The 15,909-nt window shown below is 59.1% G+C and carries 15 protein-coding genes; 3 read left to right on the top strand and 12 right to left on the bottom strand.

The genetic code is table 11. From position 1 onward, the window contains the following. Positions 1-6: 6 nt before the first annotated feature. The 4 genes from ABD837_RS00155 to mraZ are packed head-to-tail and all read right to left on the bottom strand — an operon-like array spanning position 7 to position 4,807. Positions 7-2,478 carry a penicillin-binding protein gene (locus ABD837_RS00155; protein WP_345048939.1) on the bottom strand — a complete coding sequence of 824 codons (2,472 nt, stop codon included), beginning with the start codon at positions 2,476-2,478 and terminating at the stop codon, positions 7-9. Next, positions 2,475-3,398, bottom strand: coding sequence for an FtsL-like putative cell division protein (locus ABD837_RS00150; RefSeq protein ID WP_345048936.1), 924 nt, complete (start codon positions 3,396-3,398; stop codon positions 2,475-2,477). Before ABD837_RS00150 ends, ABD837_RS00155 begins: the two co-directional genes overlap by 4 nt. A 9-nt stretch (positions 3,399-3,407) precedes the next feature. Further along, entirely contained in the window at positions 3,408-4,331 is a 924-nt protein-coding gene (gene rsmH, locus ABD837_RS00145) for a 16S rRNA (cytosine(1402)-N(4))-methyltransferase RsmH (protein ID WP_345049936.1), read from the bottom strand. A gap of 2 nt (positions 4,332-4,333) precedes the next feature. Next, positions 4,334-4,807 carry a division/cell wall cluster transcriptional repressor MraZ gene (mraZ, locus tag ABD837_RS00140; protein WP_345048934.1) on the bottom strand — a complete coding sequence of 158 codons (474 nt, stop codon included), beginning with the start codon at positions 4,805-4,807 and terminating at the stop codon, positions 4,334-4,336. A gap of 432 nt (positions 4,808-5,239) precedes the next feature. Here mraZ and ABD837_RS00135 point away from each other — a divergent pair, with 432 nt between their 5' ends. From ABD837_RS00135 to ABD837_RS00125, 3 genes are all read left to right on the top strand, one after another. Then, positions 5,240-5,683: a hypothetical protein gene (locus ABD837_RS00135; RefSeq protein ID WP_345048933.1), complete on the top strand. Its 444-nt coding sequence runs from the start codon at positions 5,240-5,242 to the stop codon at positions 5,681-5,683. A 149-nt stretch (positions 5,684-5,832) separates the two neighbouring features. After that, the gene (locus tag ABD837_RS00130; protein WP_345048931.1) at positions 5,833-8,178 is read left to right on the top strand and encodes a TonB-dependent receptor; all 2,346 of its coding nucleotides are present in this window, start codon (positions 5,833-5,835) and stop codon (positions 8,176-8,178) included. A gap of 88 nt (positions 8,179-8,266) precedes the next feature. Next, on the top strand, positions 8,267-8,641 hold the full coding sequence (locus ABD837_RS00125) for a heavy-metal-associated domain-containing protein (RefSeq protein ID WP_345048930.1): 375 nt from the start codon (positions 8,267-8,269) through the stop codon (positions 8,639-8,641). Between the two features lie 183 nt (positions 8,642-8,824). Here the strand turns inward: ABD837_RS00125 and ABD837_RS00120 are convergent, their stop codons facing one another. The 8 genes from ABD837_RS00120 to ABD837_RS00085 all read right to left on the bottom strand — a co-directional run bounded on the left by ABD837_RS00120 (position 8,825) and on the right by ABD837_RS00085 (position 15,875). Further along, positions 8,825-9,532, bottom strand: a complete 708-nt coding sequence (locus tag ABD837_RS00120) for a fatty acid desaturase (RefSeq protein WP_345048928.1) — start codon at positions 9,530-9,532, stop codon at positions 8,825-8,827. Between the two features lie 26 nt (positions 9,533-9,558). Beyond that, positions 9,559-9,888: a DHCW motif cupin fold protein gene (locus ABD837_RS00115; RefSeq protein WP_345048926.1), complete on the bottom strand. Its 330-nt coding sequence runs from the start codon at positions 9,886-9,888 to the stop codon at positions 9,559-9,561. 19 nt (positions 9,889-9,907) lie between these two features. After that, positions 9,908-10,759 (bottom strand): 4-hydroxy-3-methylbut-2-enyl diphosphate reductase, encoded by an 852-nt coding sequence (locus ABD837_RS00110; RefSeq protein ID WP_345048923.1) that lies wholly within the window; start codon positions 10,757-10,759, stop codon positions 9,908-9,910. A gap of 225 nt (positions 10,760-10,984) precedes the next feature. Beyond that, entirely contained in the window at positions 10,985-11,458 is a 474-nt protein-coding gene (locus tag ABD837_RS00105) for a hypothetical protein (RefSeq protein ID WP_345048922.1), read from the bottom strand. Between the two features lie 206 nt (positions 11,459-11,664). Next, positions 11,665-12,507, bottom strand: a complete 843-nt coding sequence (locus ABD837_RS00100; protein WP_345048921.1) for a phytoene/squalene synthase family protein — start codon at positions 12,505-12,507, stop codon at positions 11,665-11,667. An 83-nt stretch (positions 12,508-12,590) separates the two neighbouring features. Next, a complete protein-coding gene (locus ABD837_RS00095) occupies positions 12,591-14,084 on the bottom strand; it encodes a phytoene desaturase family protein (protein ID WP_345048919.1) in 1,494 nt (497 codons plus the stop codon). Between the two features lie 118 nt (positions 14,085-14,202). Next, positions 14,203-14,748 carry a sigma-70 family RNA polymerase sigma factor gene (locus ABD837_RS00090; RefSeq protein WP_345048918.1) on the bottom strand — a complete coding sequence of 182 codons (546 nt, stop codon included), beginning with the start codon at positions 14,746-14,748 and terminating at the stop codon, positions 14,203-14,205. Between the two features lie 227 nt (positions 14,749-14,975). Next, positions 14,976-15,875: a MerR family transcriptional regulator gene (locus tag ABD837_RS00085; protein ID WP_345048917.1), complete on the bottom strand. Its 900-nt coding sequence runs from the start codon at positions 15,873-15,875 to the stop codon at positions 14,976-14,978. Positions 15,876-15,909: the final 34 nt, after the last annotated feature.

Raw genomic sequence — 15,909 nt, 5'->3', positions numbered from 1 at the left:
ACTGTTTCAAGCGCGGCGCACAGTGGGCTTGACTGGTGCGGGCTTTTTGGAGCCCTTGCCCGCAGCCGGCTGGCGAGTTGCATCTTTAACTTTATCGGCGGCTCTTGCTCTGCTGCTGGTTGTCGCCGGCTTGGCCGTTGCTGCAACACCAGGTTTTACCGTGGGCTTGCCGGCTTTGGCATTCGGTTTCACGCCGGCCGAACGTTCGGCTACCGCGGGCTGCACATGGGCCTTCTCGCCATCGGCAAATGACTTGCGAACTTTAGTTGGCTCCATATCGACCGGCACCAGCAGCTTGTTTTCGGCCAGGTCGGTGTGTTCGGGCTCCGGTAAGGCCACGGGCGCGGCGATGCGCGGGCCGGACTCTTCCATAGTCAGCGTTATGAGCGCGCCGCGCTTGATGGGCGTGCCAGGAGCCAGCGACTGCTCGCGCACCCGGCCCGAGCCGACAGCTCGAACGTGCAGCCCCCGGTTTTCAAGCAAAAACAGGGCATCACGCAAGCTCAGACCGCGAGCCAACGGCACCCGGCCGGGCAGCACTGGGTTCACTACCAAGGCCACGGTGCGGGCGTGGAAGGCGGTGTCGGACGCGCCGCGCACCCACTCTTCGCCGCCCGTGGCCTGAGTATTGCCCACCAAGCCCAGCTTCTGGCACACGAGGGCCAGCTCGTCGTTCATGCCGGCGCGCACCAGCGGCACGTGGCTCTTGTTCAGGCGGGCCTTGGCCAGCAGCGGGCGCTGGCTCAGCAGGTCGCGGGCCATGCACTTGTCGGCCACTTCGCGGAACACCGGCGCGGCCACGTCGGCCCCGTAGATGCGGCCATTGCGGGGCGAATCCACCACCACGATGCAGCTGTACTTGGGCTTGTCGGCCGGGAAGTAGCCGCAGAAGCTGGTCGAATACGTTCGGGTATACTGCCCGTTCTTGAACTTCCAGGCCGTGCCGGTTTTACCGGCAATGCTGTAGTCCTTGGGCCGAATGCTCCGTGCCGTGCCAGCCGTCACCACCCCTTCCATCATCGACTTTACCTTGGCCAGCGTGCCGTCGGAGCAGATTTTGGGAATCAGGACCTTGGTTTCGTTGTGCTGCAGCACTTGGTCGGCCTGCTTGATTTCGCGCACAATCATAGGCTGCACCTTCACGCCCCCGTTGGCTACGGCGTTATAAAGCGCCAGCGTTTGCAGCGGGGCCAGTTTCAGCTCGTAACCAATGCTCATGGTCGTGAGCGAGGTGCGACTCCAGCTGCGGTCCTTGGTGTCCTTCACGTAAGGCAGCGCCTCGCCGGTCATCTGGAAACCCAGCGGCTTGTCGAGCCCGAATTTCTTCAGGTAGTCGGTGTATTCGGTGGGGTTACCCGAGAAGTACTTATCCACCAGCTTGGCCACGCCGATGTTGCTCGACTTTTCAAATACCTGCTGCACCGTGATGCGGCCGTAGCCGTGCGAGTCCGACTTCACGGCTCCGCCCACGTACATGCGGCCATTGCCGGTGTCCACCATGTCGTCGAGCGTCAGCTCCGGGTGGGCCTCAAACAAGGCCATCATCGAAGCCAGCTTGAAGGTGGAGCCCGGCTCCGTCCGGCCCTGGTCGGCGAAGGCGTAGTTGTAGTCTTCCTTATAGGTATCGTCAGAGGCCTTGCCCAAGTTGGCCACGGCTTTGATTTCGCCGGTCGCTACTTCCATCAGAATCACGCAGCCGTACTGGGCGTTGTTATCAACCAGCGACTTGTACAAGGCATTTTCGGCCACGTCCTGCAGGTTGATGTCGAGTGTGGTTTTCACATCGTAGCCCGGCAGAGGCTTGATTTCGGTGCCATCGTACACCGGCTTGATGCCGCCCGGCACGCGCTCAAACAAGGCCTCGCCCGATTTCCCGGCCAGGCTCTGTTCGAAGGTGTACTCGAGGCCCGCGCCGTGCTTGTCCTCGTTCACGAAGCCGATGGTGCGTTGCGCCAGCCCGCCAAAGGGCCGGAACCTCTTATCCACTTTCTCAAAAATGGCCCCGCCCCGGTTCCGCTTCTCGCGGAATATCGGCCAGTTCGCCATCATTTTCTTTTCCTGAAAATTGATTTGGCGGGAGTTCAGGCGGATGTAACGCTGCTTTTTCTCGTGCGCATTGGTTAGGCGCTGCATATAATCCTGTTTGCTGCGGTCGCCGAAGAAGTGTGCCAAGTGCCAGGCCAGCGAGTCCACGTTGGCTTTGAATTTATCATCATCTACCACGCCCGGGTCCCAGGCCACCCGGTAAAACGGCAGCGACGTGGCCATAATGCTCTCGTTATCCGAGTAGATATTGCCCCGCGTGGCCGGTACCGACTGGTAGCTGATGCGCCGCTCCTGCTCCAAAGCGCGCCACTTGGCGCCCTCCTGAAATTGAATCTTGGTCGCCTTCCAAAAAATGGCGCCCGAAAACACGGCTACCCCCAGAAAGGCCAGCCGTACGCGCGTCACTATCGACTTCTTAACACTGCCTTTCATCGGGAATGAGCTTTAACGGTCTGCTTATCTGCCGATTGTTTCTTAAGCGAACTTGTACCCTTTTGTACTTTATTCTTACTGTCGTGCTTATCCGACTTGCTATTAGTGCTCTTAGCTCTAGAAGCTTTTGTAGCTCGAGAAGCAACATCCCGCCGCGCAGCCTGCGGCGTAGCTTCACTGTTTGGCGTGGGAGCTAGCGGCACCGAGTCGCCTTCCAGCGCCTGGGGCGGCGCAATGATTTCGGGTCCGCTGTCCACATCGCCGCCATCGGTTGGGTGCTTGCGGCCGGCCAGTTGGTCGGCGCGTAGGGCAGCGGTGGAGTCGCGGTCGGCACGGGCGGCCAGCGTATCGGCGGTGAGCACGGGCATCAGCTCCAGTTCGGCCGCGTCGAGGTGACCGGCCGGCACGCTGATGCGAAAGGGCGGCGAGGAACTTTCCACCAAGCCAATCGCGGCCACTTTGCGGGCCACTTCGCTCTGCTTGCTGGCTTCCATGTAGTCCGATTTCAGCGTCGTATAGTCGGCCCGCAAGTCTTCGGTTTCCTGCTTGAGACGCTGGATATTGCGGTTCATGCGGTTGCCGTAGTGCGTGTTACCAATGTAGAGCAGCACCAGCAGCATCACGAATAGCAGGTGCGGCAGAAAGCGCACCGGCAGGCCTTCGCGGAAAAGCCCGTCCACACTTGTGGCGCGGTCGAGCAACGAAAACAAGCTCCACGAGCTGCGGGGGGCTGCTGCGGGGGCAGGCTCGCGGCGGCGCTTCTCGCGCTTGGGCGCGGGTGCCGCTGCGGGCTCAGGCTCGGGGGCAACGTACTCGGCCACGGGAGGCGCGGGCGCTACTTCCGGCTCGGGCACGGCAACCGGACGCGGCACATTGGCGCGGCGCGGGGCATCGGTGGGACGGAGCGTGTTAGCGGCCATCGGCAAGGTCTAGTTTCTGATTGCAACCCGCAATTTAGCACTTCGCGCGCGGCTATTCAGCACGACTTCGGCCGGGTCGGCTTCTTCGGGCTTGCGGTTCACGGCCTCAAAGGGCTTGCTTTCATTGCCGAAGAAGTCTTTTTCGACGGTTCCGAAAAATTTGCCCTTCCCGATGAAGTTTTTCACCAGCCGGTCTTCCAATGAATGGTAGCTCATCACCACCAACCGCCCCCCGGGCCGCAGCACGTCGGCGGTTTGCAGCAGCATCTCCTGCAAGGCCTGCATTTCCTGGTTCACCTCAATACGCAAAGCCTGGAAAACCTGCGCCAGGTACTTGTTCTCCTTGCCACGCGGGGTGCAGGGCTGAATGGCCTGCTTGAGTTCGGCAATGGTTTCGAGGCGGCGGCCGCGCCGGGCCGCACCCACGGTGGCAGCCAGCGTGCGGGCGTTGGTCACCTCCCCGTACATCCCGAAAATGCGGTGCAGGTCGGCTTCTTTGTAGTCGTTGAGGATATCGCCAGCCGTCAGCGGGCCGTCGGGGTCCATGCGCATATCCAGCGGCCCGTCGAAACGGGTCGAAAAGCCGCGCTCGGGCGTGTCGAACTGGTGCGAGCTTACGCCGAGGTCGGCCAGCAGCGCATCCACGGGTAAGGCACCAATCTGCTGCAATTCAGTGCCTAAGTCCCGAAAGTTGGCTTTTACAAACGTAAACTGCGGGCAGACCAGCTTGGCGGCTTCGGCCTCGGCATCAGCGTCCTGGTCGAAGCTGTAGAGATGGCCCGTAGTCAGCTTCTCGAGGATGCGGGCTGAGTGGCCGCCCCCGCCAAAGGTGACGTCGACATAGCGGCCGTCGGGCTGCAGGTCCATGGCGGCCAGGCATTGGGCCAGCATCACAGGGCGGTGGTAAGCTTGGTCGTTGTCGTATTCGGTCATGCTCATGCGGCCAGGCCGGCGAGCGGCGGAATTTCGGACGATAAAAACTTCTGCGCCAGCTTGCTAAAGCTCTGCTGGTCTTTGATAAGGAACTCATCGTAACGGGCCGGGTCCCAGATTTCGCAACGGTTTCCCAGGCCCACAATGATGGCCTCTTTTTCGATGCCCGCGTAGCGCAGCATGCTGCGTGGCAGCATAAACCGGTTGATGCTGTCCAGCTCCACCTCGGTCATGCCCCGAAAAAAGTTGCGCTGAAACTGGCGGTACTCCTCGTTGAACTCGTCCAGGGCCATCACCTTCTCATGGATGACGCGCCAGGCCGCTCGGGGGTACAGCACCAGGCAAGGCTCGAAGCCGCGCACGAGCACCAGTTGGTTGCCCGATTGCTCGGGCAGGTTGCCCTTCACCTTGGCCGGCAACACCAGCCGACCCTTGGGGTCGAGCTTGCATTCATATTCGCCGGAGAGCAGGTTCATGGGCACAAACCGCTGGGTGAGGAAGCGGTGACATTGGCAAATGTACGCGAGCCCCATCGAAAATCAACCACGATTTACCATTTCCTACCACAAATGCAAAATGGCCTTTACAGGCTTTAAATGCACTTTTGCGACACTTCTATTTAAGACATTTCTAACATACGGCTAGCTATTCCAGAAATTTGTCAGAATGTCAGGTGGTTTTACCCTGGCAGTGAATCATGCGGAGACGCACCCATGTTCCAGCTTCCAAAAGAGGGAAGCTTGACAATTTTTAGCCATGCCCTAGCAGCTGCACCTAGGGAGGGTGCCTGACTCTCATCTTCTCCGGAGTGGGCCAACCATGAGGCAAACGCGCCCCGATGTTGTACCTCCCCGAGCCGGATTTCGCACGTCGAACAACTTCAGGCAGGCCGTATCTTTGTAGCAGCTATGCGTCCTTATTCACTGTTCCGTCGCTCCGTCAGCATGCTGCTGGCTGTGCTGGTGCTCATCACCTCGGTGGGCCTCACAGTGCAGCGCCTGACTTGCCGCTTGAGTGGGCAGAGCACCGTGGCTGTGTCGGTAGCCGGCCGGGCTGAGCTGCGCGGCTGCATAGGCGAGTTGGCACCGACAACCTCCAAAGCCAAGGACGGCTGCTGCGATTTCAGCAAGCACGAGCACAAGTTGACCAGCCCGGCGCACGAGCTAGCGGCCAAAATTCTGGTGCCAGTTCCGGCGTTGCTAGGGTTGGTCCCGTCCATGAGCTGGTTGGTAGCACCAGCTGGCGTAGCCGCGCTGGCCGGTGCCGGGCCACGCTGGTTCGCAGCCGATGCCTCGCCCCCACTTCTGGGAGGCCGGGAGCTGCTGGCCTTCGTCTGCACCCTGGAAGTCTAAGCTTTTCTGAGTCTTGCTGACGCTGCCCATAAAGCAGCCGAAGCTGTCGCGGCAAGTTGTAGCGGCAATTCATCAGAAACGTTTAACTTCCAGATAACATGAAATCTATCGGCGGTTTTATCCCGCATTTACTAACTTGGGTGCTCCTCGTGGCTTTGCTTCCTGCGGGGCAGGTAGCCGCGCAATCATCGGCCATCGCGCCGGTGCGGGGCGAGGTAACGGAGGCCGGCAAAGCCACTCCCCTGCCCGGTGCGGTGCTGCGCTGGCTCTACGATGCGGCCGATGCGGGTGCGCCGGTTATCACCACAACCTCGGACGATGCCGGACGCTTTACGCTGGTGCGGCCGGCGCGGGCAGCCTCGCGGCTGGTGGTGCAGGCGCTCGGCTACCGGGCCGATACGCTGGCCGTACCCGTGAGCGGCGCGCCGTACCTGCGGGTGGCCCTGCGCGCTGGTGCGGAGCTGGGCGAAGTGGTGGTGACGGACCGTGCCCCGGCCTACTCCTCCCTCACACCGGCTAACGTGCAGATGATTTCGAGCCGCGACCTTACCAAATCGGCCTGTTGCAACCTGGCCGAGAGCTTCGAAACCAACGCCTCGGTGGAAGTCACGACTTCTGACGCGGTATCCGGGGCCAAACAGATTCAGCTGCTAGGGCTTGATGGCAGCTACTCGCTGCTGACCGTGGACAACCAGCCGGCGCTGCGCGGGTTGGCCGCCCCCTACCGGTTGGGCTATCTGGCCGGGCCATGGATTGAAAACATCGAAATCATCAAAGGCACCGGCTCGGTGGTGAATGGCTACGAGGCCATTTCGGGGCAGGTGAACGTGAAGCTGAAGGAACCCGAGAAGACGGACCAGTTGCTCTTCAACACCTATGCCAACGACCTGGGCAAACTCGACGTGAACCTCAACGCCTCGGCCCGCATCAACCCGAAGTGGAGCACGGTGCTGCTGCTCCACACCGACCACCTCGGCAGTCGAGCGGACCGCAACCAGGATGGCTTCCTGGATTTGCCGCTGGCCACGCAGTTCAACGCCTTCAATAAGTGGAAATACCTCTCGGGGCACGGCATCGTGAGCGAGGTGGGCCTGGGTGCACTGCGCGAAACCCGCCAGGGCGGCCAGCTCGGTTTCCGCGATAGCGGCGAAGCGGCTTTTACCCAGAGCTACGGCACCACGCAGGCCACCACGCGCTACACCGGCTACGCGAAAGCATCCTACAACTGGCCCTCGCGCCCGTTCCAGAGCCTCGGCCTGCTGCTAACCGGTACCGACCACGACTTCACCTCGCAGTATTCATACGGCTACCAGACCTACCACACCGGCCACGACCCCAGCCTGCCACCCTACCCGGTTACCAACCGCAGTTCGCGCGCCTATGATGGCAGCCAGCGCACCGGCCAGGTCACGCTGCTCTTCCAGAGTGCGCTGGGCAATACGGCGCACGTGTACCGCACGGGTCTGAGCTTTCTCTACGACGACTACAACGAGCGCCTGACCGCCGGCCGCAGCTACCTGACCGACACGCCGGCCGATGTGGAAGCCCGCGAGCACCGCACCCGGCGCGAACTGGTGCCCGGCGCTTTTGCCGAATACACCTACCAGAACAGCCGCAACCTGACCCTGGTAGCGGGCCTGCGCGCCGACCACCACAACCTCTACGGCTGGCAGCTAACGCCCCGCCTGAACCTGAAGTACGATGTGCTGAAGAACACGGTGCTGCGGGCTGCCGCCGGAAGTGGCTTCCGCGTAGCCAACCCCATCGCCGACAATGCTGCAATGCTGGCCAGCGCCCGCGAGTTCGTCATCGGCAGCAACCTGCGGCCTGAAAAGGCCTGGAACGTGGGTGGCAGTGCTACCCAATACTTTACAGCGTTGGGGCACCCGGCTACCTTAATTCTCGATTATTATCACACGGAATTCGAGAACCAGGTAGTAGCCGATATGTACACAGCACCCGACATTATCGCCATCGATAACCTGCAGCCGGGTGGCCGGTCCTTTGCCCGCAGCTTGCAAGCAGAGCTTCAAGTGGAACCCCTGAAAGGGCTGCAGGTCAAGGGCGCATACAAGTACCTTGATGTGCGCACCAGTTACGACAACCAGCTACTGCCCAAGCCCCTCACCCCTACTCACCGCGCTTTCTTGAATCTGGGGTATGCCAGCGCTTTCGACAAGTGGCGGGTCGATTTTACGGTGCAATGGTTTGGCGAGCGGGCCCTGGCGCACATTACTAGTGCGCATGCCCACGGCACCGGGCAGGACTACACGCCCGAAACCGCCCCGCGCTACGCCCTGCTAAACACCCAGGTCACCCGGGCATTCAAGCGTCTCGAAGTGTACGCGGGCGTGGAGAACCTGACCAACTACCGCCAGCCCAACCCCATTGAAGGCGCAGCCACTCCCTTCGGGCCCACGTTTGATGCAGCCATGGTTTGGGGCCCCGTATTCGGCCGCCTGACCTATGCGGGACTGCGCTACCGCATCGAGTAACAACAAGGAATACGCTTACTTTAGAATCAATTTTTTCGGCCGCAAGTTTGTTATGCGTCCGGCATCCCAACGCCTCCTAACCTCAACCATGAAATTAATCCTCCCGCTTTCGCTGCTGGCCTTGCTTAGCTTCTCTTCCAGTGTTCAGGCTCAGACGGCCCCGGCATCTGTGCAAGCCGCCACCCAAGGCACCGCCACGGCGCAGTTTAAAACTTCGGCGGTGTGCGACATGTGTAAAACCCGCATTGAAAAGAGCCTTGCCTACGAAAAAGGGGTGCAAAGCGCTGTGCTCGACGTGCCAACTAAAGTCCTCACCGTGACCTACAAGGCTGACAAAACCACACCAGCTGCCCTGCGCACCGCCGTGCAAAAAACCGGCTATGATGCTGACGAGCTGACGGCAGATGCCCGCGCTTATAACCGCCTGCCCGACTGCTGCAAGAAAACCAACCCGGTGCACTAATTCGCGCCGTCTGTCATTGCGAGGGAAGTTTTGCGATGCATCCGTTCCTCTCAATGCGGTACCCTTAGAGCTGTGACAAGTCTTTTTGAAAATGAAAAGCCCCGACTCAAGAGTTGGGGCTTTTCACTTTACGGTTGCACGCTGAGCAGGAAAGTTGTCGCATCTATAGCCATGCACTTCCAATTAGGCCTTGGTCCGCCATAACCGCCACCACGGCAGATACGGCTGGTCGTGGTGCTCGTAGTGGTAGCCGAAGAAGTAGCAGCTCACAAATGCCCACAGATGATGCCGGAACTGGCTACGCGACTTGTGCAGGTTATCGTCCGCATGCTCGCCCCGGTGCGGCAGGTAAGTACCGAAGAAGAATAGTTGGAGTGTTGCCAGCACCGCCGGTATCATCCAGAAGGTAATGACATTGGCCTGCGGGAAGTAGAGTTTTAACACGTTGTAGGTCACAGCCATTAGCAGCACCTGCCACCAGGTCACGTAGTTCCAGGCGAAACGCAGGAACCAGGGCAGGAAACCCGGGTGGCGCCCATCATGAAAGTCGGGGTCGTCGGAGGTGCCGACGTGGCGGTGGTGGGCGTGGTGCTTGGGCAGTTGACCAGGAAACCAATTGTAGGCAAACAGCCCGGCGGCCAACGTGCCTAACCCATTATTCAAGCGCTTGTTGGAACTCACTACGCCGTGCATGGCATCGTGCGCGGTGATAAACAGACCGGTATAGAGGTGTGTTTGCAGCAAGGCCAGCAGATAAGGCGCCGGCGAGTGCCAGTTGGGCTGGTAGCGGGCCAGCAGAAAGCTCAGCAGCGCTGCCCATAACAGCAGAATCAGCCCAGCAATGACTGCGCCAGTGGTACCTACGGGCGCAGGCGCAACCCGAGGAGCCATCACCCTATCTGGAGCTGAAGTCATCATCAGTCAACGATAAATAGCGCAGCCCCGCCCACGGTATTGCTGCGGTGCGCTTCGGCCCCATCGGCTACCTGGTAGCTCATCCCCGCCGTGAGCGTGAATATGCGCCCGTCGGCCAGTTCCGTTATTAATTCTCCTGCCGTCACCAGCAAGAAATGCCCCTTTTGGCACCAATGGTCGGCTAGGTAGTCGGGGCTGTAATCGACCATGCGCACCCGTACCGGCCCAAACTGCCGGGTCCGCCACGTGGCCACCCCGGTAATGCCCGGGTGCTCCTCACCGGCAACTTCCGCCCAATTTGTGACGCCGAATGGCAAATCCGTTATCTGCATGACTCCGTGAAAAACGTGGCTATAGGCTCAACAGCCGGTCGCGCACCTGCTCCATCAGCCACATGGGGGTACTGGTGGCCCCGCAAATGCCGACTGACTGCCCCGGTCGGAACCATACTTGCTCTATTTCACCCACGTTGGAAATGAAGTGGGTTTGCGGGTTGGTTTCTTTGCACACTTGGTAAAGCACTTTGCCATTGGAGCTTTTGGTCCCCGACACAAACACAATCTGGTCGAACTGGGCGGCAAAGCGGCGCAAGTCTTTGTCGCGGTTGCTTACCTGCCGGCAAATGGTGTCGTTGGCATTCACCTGATAGCCCCGGGTCTCGAGCTGGTTCTTAATGTTATAGAAGCTGTTCGTGCTCTTGGTCGTCTGGCTGTAGAGCGTGATATTCTCGGGCAGCTCGTGGCTTAGCAACTCGTCCAGGTTCTCGAATACCACGGCGTTGCCGCTGGTCTGGCCCAGCAGGCCTAGTACCTCGGCGTGCCCGTGCTTGCCGTAAATGAAGATTTGCTCCTTTTTGTCGTAGCTGGTTTTGATGCGGTTTTGCAGTTTCAGCACCACCGGGCAGCTTGCGTCAATCAGGGTCAGGTTGTTCTCCATGGCCATTTGGTAGGTGGCCGGGGGCTCGCCGTGGGCCCGAATGAGCACGGCTTCGTCGCGTAGCTCAGCCAGCCGTTCGTGGCAAATGATGCGCAGGCCACGCGCTTCGAGGCGCTGCACCTCCTCATCGTTGTGCACAATATCACCCAGGCAATAGAGGTAGCCTTGCTCATCGAGCAGGTCTTCGGCCATTTGAATGGCGTAAATTACACCAAAGCAAAAGCCAGAGTTAGGGTCAATTCGGACGCTGAGCGACAGGTTCGGCATAGGACCTCGGTAACCAGTAACCCGCCCGCAAAGTTGTGTAAAAAAGGGCGGTGCACCGAAAATACGTTAGGAAAGCCTATTCTAGTTTGCATCATGCGCTAATGAAGCAAATACTTCAGCTTATTCCATGAGCAATAAGAAGCGGCAGCAAGCCTTCCAACTAGTCAGGAGCGAGTTGCTAGTATGGTTTAGACTCCTGAAGGACAAGAATTTCCCAGTATCCGGCTACTCCTTCACTTTGCTTAGCTTATGTGCATCGCTCTCGGTCACGTGGCCCCGCTCCACCAAAAAATCTCGCACCGTGCGGAATGCTTCCGAATCGAGGCCCGATTTAGGATGGCTGAGCGCCGCGCTGAGCAGCATTTCCTTGTCTTCGTCTACGTGCTTGCTCAGGCCCAGAAACGCCGGCAGGTTACTTTCGACGGAGAAGCGCAAAAAGCGGATTTCGGGATTTTGTGGGTCGATACTTACCGCCTGCTCGAAGGTTTTGGCCGCATCCTGCACATAAGTGAGCTTGTTGAACATCGACGCATCGCGGGCCCGAATGGCTTCGGAAGCACCTTTATAGGCCAGCACCAGGCCGTCACGGTCTTTATAATCGGCCAGCAGCTTATAAAACTTTTCGCCAGCGGATTTATCAGCGGCGGCCAGCTCGTAGTGGCGACGCAAATTGGAAGGGTGGTAAGGAGAAGACGACACGGAATGCAGGGAAATAAGGGAGGGAGAAAAACGAACGACAAGGGTCGCCCGCCCGGCACTACTACGCAAACCAGCCGCCGAGGATGATGAGCCAACCCCAACTATCACCGCAAAAAAAAGAACCTTGAGAATCCGCATATCGGCAAAAATAAGGCGCACGGCCTCAACACCGCATCTGCAGGCAAAAGCCGGGCCCAAAAATGCCCTCAGATACGCGAAAGCCGGTAACGGAAGTACGAGCCCAGTAGCAGTAATAGTTTGGTGTTGTCGGGTACCCGCACGCGCTCACCCAGGATGCGGGCCGCGGGAAGCTGCTTAATTTTGTAGAACAGCTTGAGGTAGTACACATAGGCCAGGTACACGCCCAGCTTGGCCGAGCGCGGCAACTGCTGAATACCTGCGTAAGCCGCCTCAAAATCAGCTTTAATGTCGGCCTCTATTTGGGCCTTGGTAGCGTCGTTGAAGCGGGAGTAGACTACGCCGGGAAAGTAAACCCGGCCCCGGTCCTCGTAATCGGAACGGATGTCGCGCAGGAAATTCACTTTCTGAAACGCCGAGCCCAACCGCCGGGCCGGCTCGCGCAGCCGCTCAAACATTGCCTCGTCGCCGTCGCAGAAAATGCGCAGGCACATCAGCCCCACCACTTCGGCCGAGCCATAGATGTATTCCTGGTACAGGCCCGGATGGTAATTCTGGTCCTCCAAATCGAGGGCCATGCTGTGCAGGAAGGCTTCAATAAACTCCCGGTCAATGCCGTACCGGTGCACCACGTGCTGAAAGGCGTGCAGAACCGGGTTAAAGCTTAGACCTTTATCGAGGGCCTCGTACGTCTGCCGGCGGAAGTCGGCCAATAGCCCGGTCTTGTCGTGGTCGTGAAAGGTGTCCACAATTTCATCGGCCCAGCGCACAAAGCCATACACGGCATACACCGGCAGGTGCAGCCGCTCATCGAGCGTGCGAATGCCCAGCGTGAACGAAGTGCTGTAACGGCCCGTGATGAGCTTGCTGCATGCCAGGCTGGTGTCGGTGAAGAGTTTAACGTGGTCCATATGTTCAATTAACAACTAACAGTGAGCATTGAACAATTCGAAGCAGGGCGGTTTCGCATACCCGATTGCACACTGTTCATTGCTCATTGTTCATTCTCTTTCAATACTTCGCCGGCCACTACCTGGCCCGAAATGAGCGAAGGGGGCACGCCGGGCCCGGGTACGGTGAGCTGGCCCGTGAAATACAAATTTGCTACTTTTTTACTCTTGAGCGTAGGCTTCAATATAGCTGTCTGCTTCAACGTATTAGCCAGACCATAGGCGTTGCCCTTAAAGCTGTGGTAGTCGGCAATAAAGTCGCGGTGCGCGTAGCTGCGTTTGAACACCACCGCGTCGCGGATAGAATGGCCGCAGTGTTTCTCGAGTCGGGCCATCAGTAGCTCGTAGTACCGCTCGCGGGTGGCTTCATCGTCGGTCAGGCCCGGGGCCACGGGAATGAGCAGGAACAGGTTTTCCTGCCCTTCGGGGGCTACCGTGGGGTCGGTTTTGCTGGGCACCGAGGCGTAGTAGAGCGGCCGCGTGGGCCACTGCGGCTGCTCGTAAATCTCGCGGGCGTGCTGGTTCAGGTCCTCATCGAAAAAGAGGTTGTGGTGGCGCAGCTTGTCGAGCTTTTTATTCACGCCAAGGTAGAACAGCAAGCTCGATGGTGCCATCACCCGCGAATTCCAGTATTTCTCGTCGTAATGGCGAAACTCGGGTTTAAGCACCTGCTGCTCGATGTGGTGGTAGTCGGCCCCGGCCACTACCACGTCGGCAGCAAAGAAACCATTAGCGGTGCGCACGCCGGTGCTATGCCCGTTTTCAACCACAATCTCGGTTACCTCTTGGTTGTATTCGATTTGTACGCCCAGTTCCTGGGCCAGGCGTACCATGCCGGCCACAATCTGGTGCATGCCGCCCTTAGGGTACCAGGTACCTAGCGCCAGGTCGGCGTAGTTCATCAGCGAGTATAGCGCGGGCGTATTCTCCGACGTGGCCCCCAAAAAGAGAATGGGAAACTCCACCAACTCCAGCAGGCGCGGGTCCTTAAAGAACCGGCGCACGTGCTTGTGCATGCTTTGCAGCACGTCCATCCGCACCATGTCTACCAGAAGCTTGGGGTCGGCAAACTCGAAGATGGACCGACTTGGCGCGTACACCAGCCGGTTGATGCCAACCTCGTACTTGTACGCTGCCTGCTTCAGAAACTCGTCGAGGCGAGCGGCGCTACCAGGTTCGTAGCGTTCGAACAGGGCCCGCAGCTCGCTCATTTTGGCCGGAATGTCCACCGCTTCCGGCCCGCGGAAAATTACCTGGTACGAGGGGTCGAGGCGCACCAGCTCGTAATAATCAGCTACTTTTTTGCCGAACCGGGCAAAGTATTTCTCAAACACATCGGGCATCCAGTACCAGCTCGGGCCCATGTCGAAGGTGAAGCCCTGGGCATGGAACACCCGTGCCCGCCCGCCGGGGCCCTCATTTTTCTCGAGGATAGTAACGCGCCAACCGGCCTGGGCCAACGTGGTGGCGGCCGCCAATCCGGCAAATCCGGCCCCGATAACGATGGCCTGTTTTGAATGGTTTAGGGGGGAAGGCAAGAGCAAGCAGTAACGGACTGGGGTGAAGAGGCAGGCAAAGGTCGCCCAAAAAGAAACCGCCGGCCCAGCGCCGCAAATGCAGCAGCAGGCCGGCGGCCACCGCGCGGGCGCGGTGAAACTAGTCTTCCAGGGTTTCGGCAGCGGCCGATGCCCCTACCGGCGCATACACCTGCAGGGCCGCCTTCAAATCTTTGCGGGCAATGTGGATGCGGTTTTTAACGGTGCCAATCGGAATTTGCAGCTTCTCGGCAATTTCCATGTACTTGTAGCCGATGTAGTACATCATGAACGGCGTGCGGTAGTCGGTACCGAGGCTGGAAATAGCCTCGTTGATGTCGCGCACCACAAAGTCAGAAGTGGCCCCGTTGTGGGTGATGTAGTTCTGGTCGGTGTTGAAATACTGAAAATACTCCGTCGAATCGATGTTGGAGCTCCGCTTGGTAATCTTGTTGTAATTGTTGATGAAGGTGTTGCGCATGATGGTGTACAACCACGCCTTCAGGTTGGTACCAGCTTTAAACTTATCCTTGTTTAGCAGGGCCTTAAGAAGGGTTTCCTGCACTAAATCTTTGGCGTCGTCAGCGTCTCGCGTCAAGTTCATGGCGGCGGGCCGGAGCGTCAGCGAAATTTTTTGCACTTGCGAGGTGAATTCGAGCGAAGTCATGCTGTTTAGCTTTTCGTGACCGATTGTTAAACAAATATACGAGCCGGTCACCATTCCGACTAGTCCGGGCCAAAAGTATTTTGTTCGGCACGCCTACTTTTCGTTGTAGGCACGGCAAGGGACGGCCAGGGCCTATTTTAGCCCGTTGAATATTCTAAAAAATTCGGATGTTTTGATGCGCCTTTCGTGCGTAGCTACGAAGCCCGGCCCGGAAAAAAACTGCTGCCTCAGGCTGCCACGGGTTCGGGCTCCTGCTCGCCCACCAGGGCCAGAAAATCCGTCATTAGTTGCGGCGAAACGCAGTTAGCGGGCAACTCCAGGCCTTCCTGCCGGGCCAGCGGACCATACAGCACCACCAGCTTGTTGCCACAGTGGGCCGATACTTCGCGTGCAAACTCGGCCACCCGGCTTCGCTCGGGCTGCGAAGTGAGCACGGTAACGACGGCATCGGGCAGGTAGGTGTCGCACACAACGCCCAACTCTTCCACGGGCAGGTTCTGGCCCAGGTACAGCGTGTGCTGTCCCCGCGCCCGGAGGGTGTAGTTCATGAACAGCAGCGCCAGTTCGTGCAGTTCATTAGCAGGCAGAAACAGCACCCACCGGCGTGCCGAAAGGGGCACCCCGGGCAACGCATCGGTGGCGGCCAGCAGTTTTTGGCGCAGCAAATGCGTTAATAAATGCTCCTGGGCCGGGTTCATGGTGCCGGCCAGCCACATCAGGCCAATGCGCTGCAGCAGCGGATAGGCCACGTACAGCATCATTTTCTCGAAGCCCAGCCAGGCCGCCGCCTCGTTGAACAGGTGGTTGAGTTGCTGCTCATCGAAGCTGAGCATGGCGGCCAGCAGGGCATTCACCTGCTGGTGGTAGTCGTGCGCGTCGTTGCAGCAGGCCAGCACGGCCTCCTGCATCTCGGCATCGCTGAGGCTGGCCACCTGCGAAATGCGCTTGCCCCGCGCGCACAGCGTGCTCACATTGAGCAGGCGGCGCAGGTCGTCGTTGCAATACATCCGAATGTTGGTGGCCGTGCGCACCGGCCGCAGCAGGCCATAGCGCTGTTCCCACATCCGGATGGTGTGCGCCTTGATGCCCGAAAGCTGCTCTAAGTCGCTGATGGAGAAGTGGCCCATGGTAACTAAAAAATATTATTGACGAATACAGATT

Source organism: Hymenobacter glaciei (genome assembly GCF_039539585.1).
GTDB classification, from domain to species: Bacteria; Bacteroidota; Bacteroidia; order Cytophagales; family Hymenobacteraceae; genus Hymenobacter; species Hymenobacter glaciei.
This window is presented reverse-complemented; position numbering and strand designations above follow the sequence as displayed.

Excerpts from the sequence above, each read along its gene's own strand:
- ABD837_RS00155 (WP_345048939.1), bottom strand. The coding sequence starts at position 2,478 with ATGAAAGGCAGTGTTAAGAAGTCGATAGTGACGCGCGTACGGCTGGCC.
- ABD837_RS00125 (WP_345048930.1), top strand. The coding sequence starts at position 8,267 with ATGAAATTAATCCTCCCGCTTTCGCTGCTGGCCTTGCTTAGCTTCTCT.
- ABD837_RS00100 (WP_345048921.1), bottom strand. The coding sequence starts at position 12,507 with ATGGACCACGTTAAACTCTTCACCGACACCAGCCTGGCATGCAGCAAG.
- rsmH (WP_345049936.1), bottom strand. The coding sequence starts at position 4,331 with ATGACCGAATACGACAACGACCAAGCTTACCACCGCCCTGTGATGCTG.
- ABD837_RS00090 (WP_345048918.1), bottom strand. The coding sequence starts at position 14,748 with ATGACTTCGCTCGAATTCACCTCGCAAGTGCAAAAAATTTCGCTGACG.
- ABD837_RS00115 (WP_345048926.1), bottom strand. The coding sequence starts at position 9,888 with ATGCAGATAACGGATTTGCCATTCGGCGTCACAAATTGGGCGGAAGTT.
- ABD837_RS00110 (WP_345048923.1), bottom strand. The coding sequence starts at position 10,759 with ATGCCGAACCTGTCGCTCAGCGTCCGAATTGACCCTAACTCTGGCTTT.
- ABD837_RS00085 (WP_345048917.1), bottom strand. The coding sequence starts at position 15,875 with ATGGGCCACTTCTCCATCAGCGACTTAGAGCAGCTTTCGGGCATCAAG.
- ABD837_RS00120 (WP_345048928.1), bottom strand. The coding sequence starts at position 9,532 with ATGGCTCCTCGGGTTGCGCCTGCGCCCGTAGGTACCACTGGCGCAGTC.
- ABD837_RS00150 (WP_345048936.1), bottom strand. The coding sequence starts at position 3,398 with ATGGCCGCTAACACGCTCCGTCCCACCGATGCCCCGCGCCGCGCCAAT.
- mraZ (WP_345048934.1), bottom strand. The coding sequence starts at position 4,807 with ATGAACCTGCTCTCCGGCGAATATGAATGCAAGCTCGACCCCAAGGGT.
- ABD837_RS00135 (WP_345048933.1), top strand. The coding sequence starts at position 5,240 with ATGCGTCCTTATTCACTGTTCCGTCGCTCCGTCAGCATGCTGCTGGCT.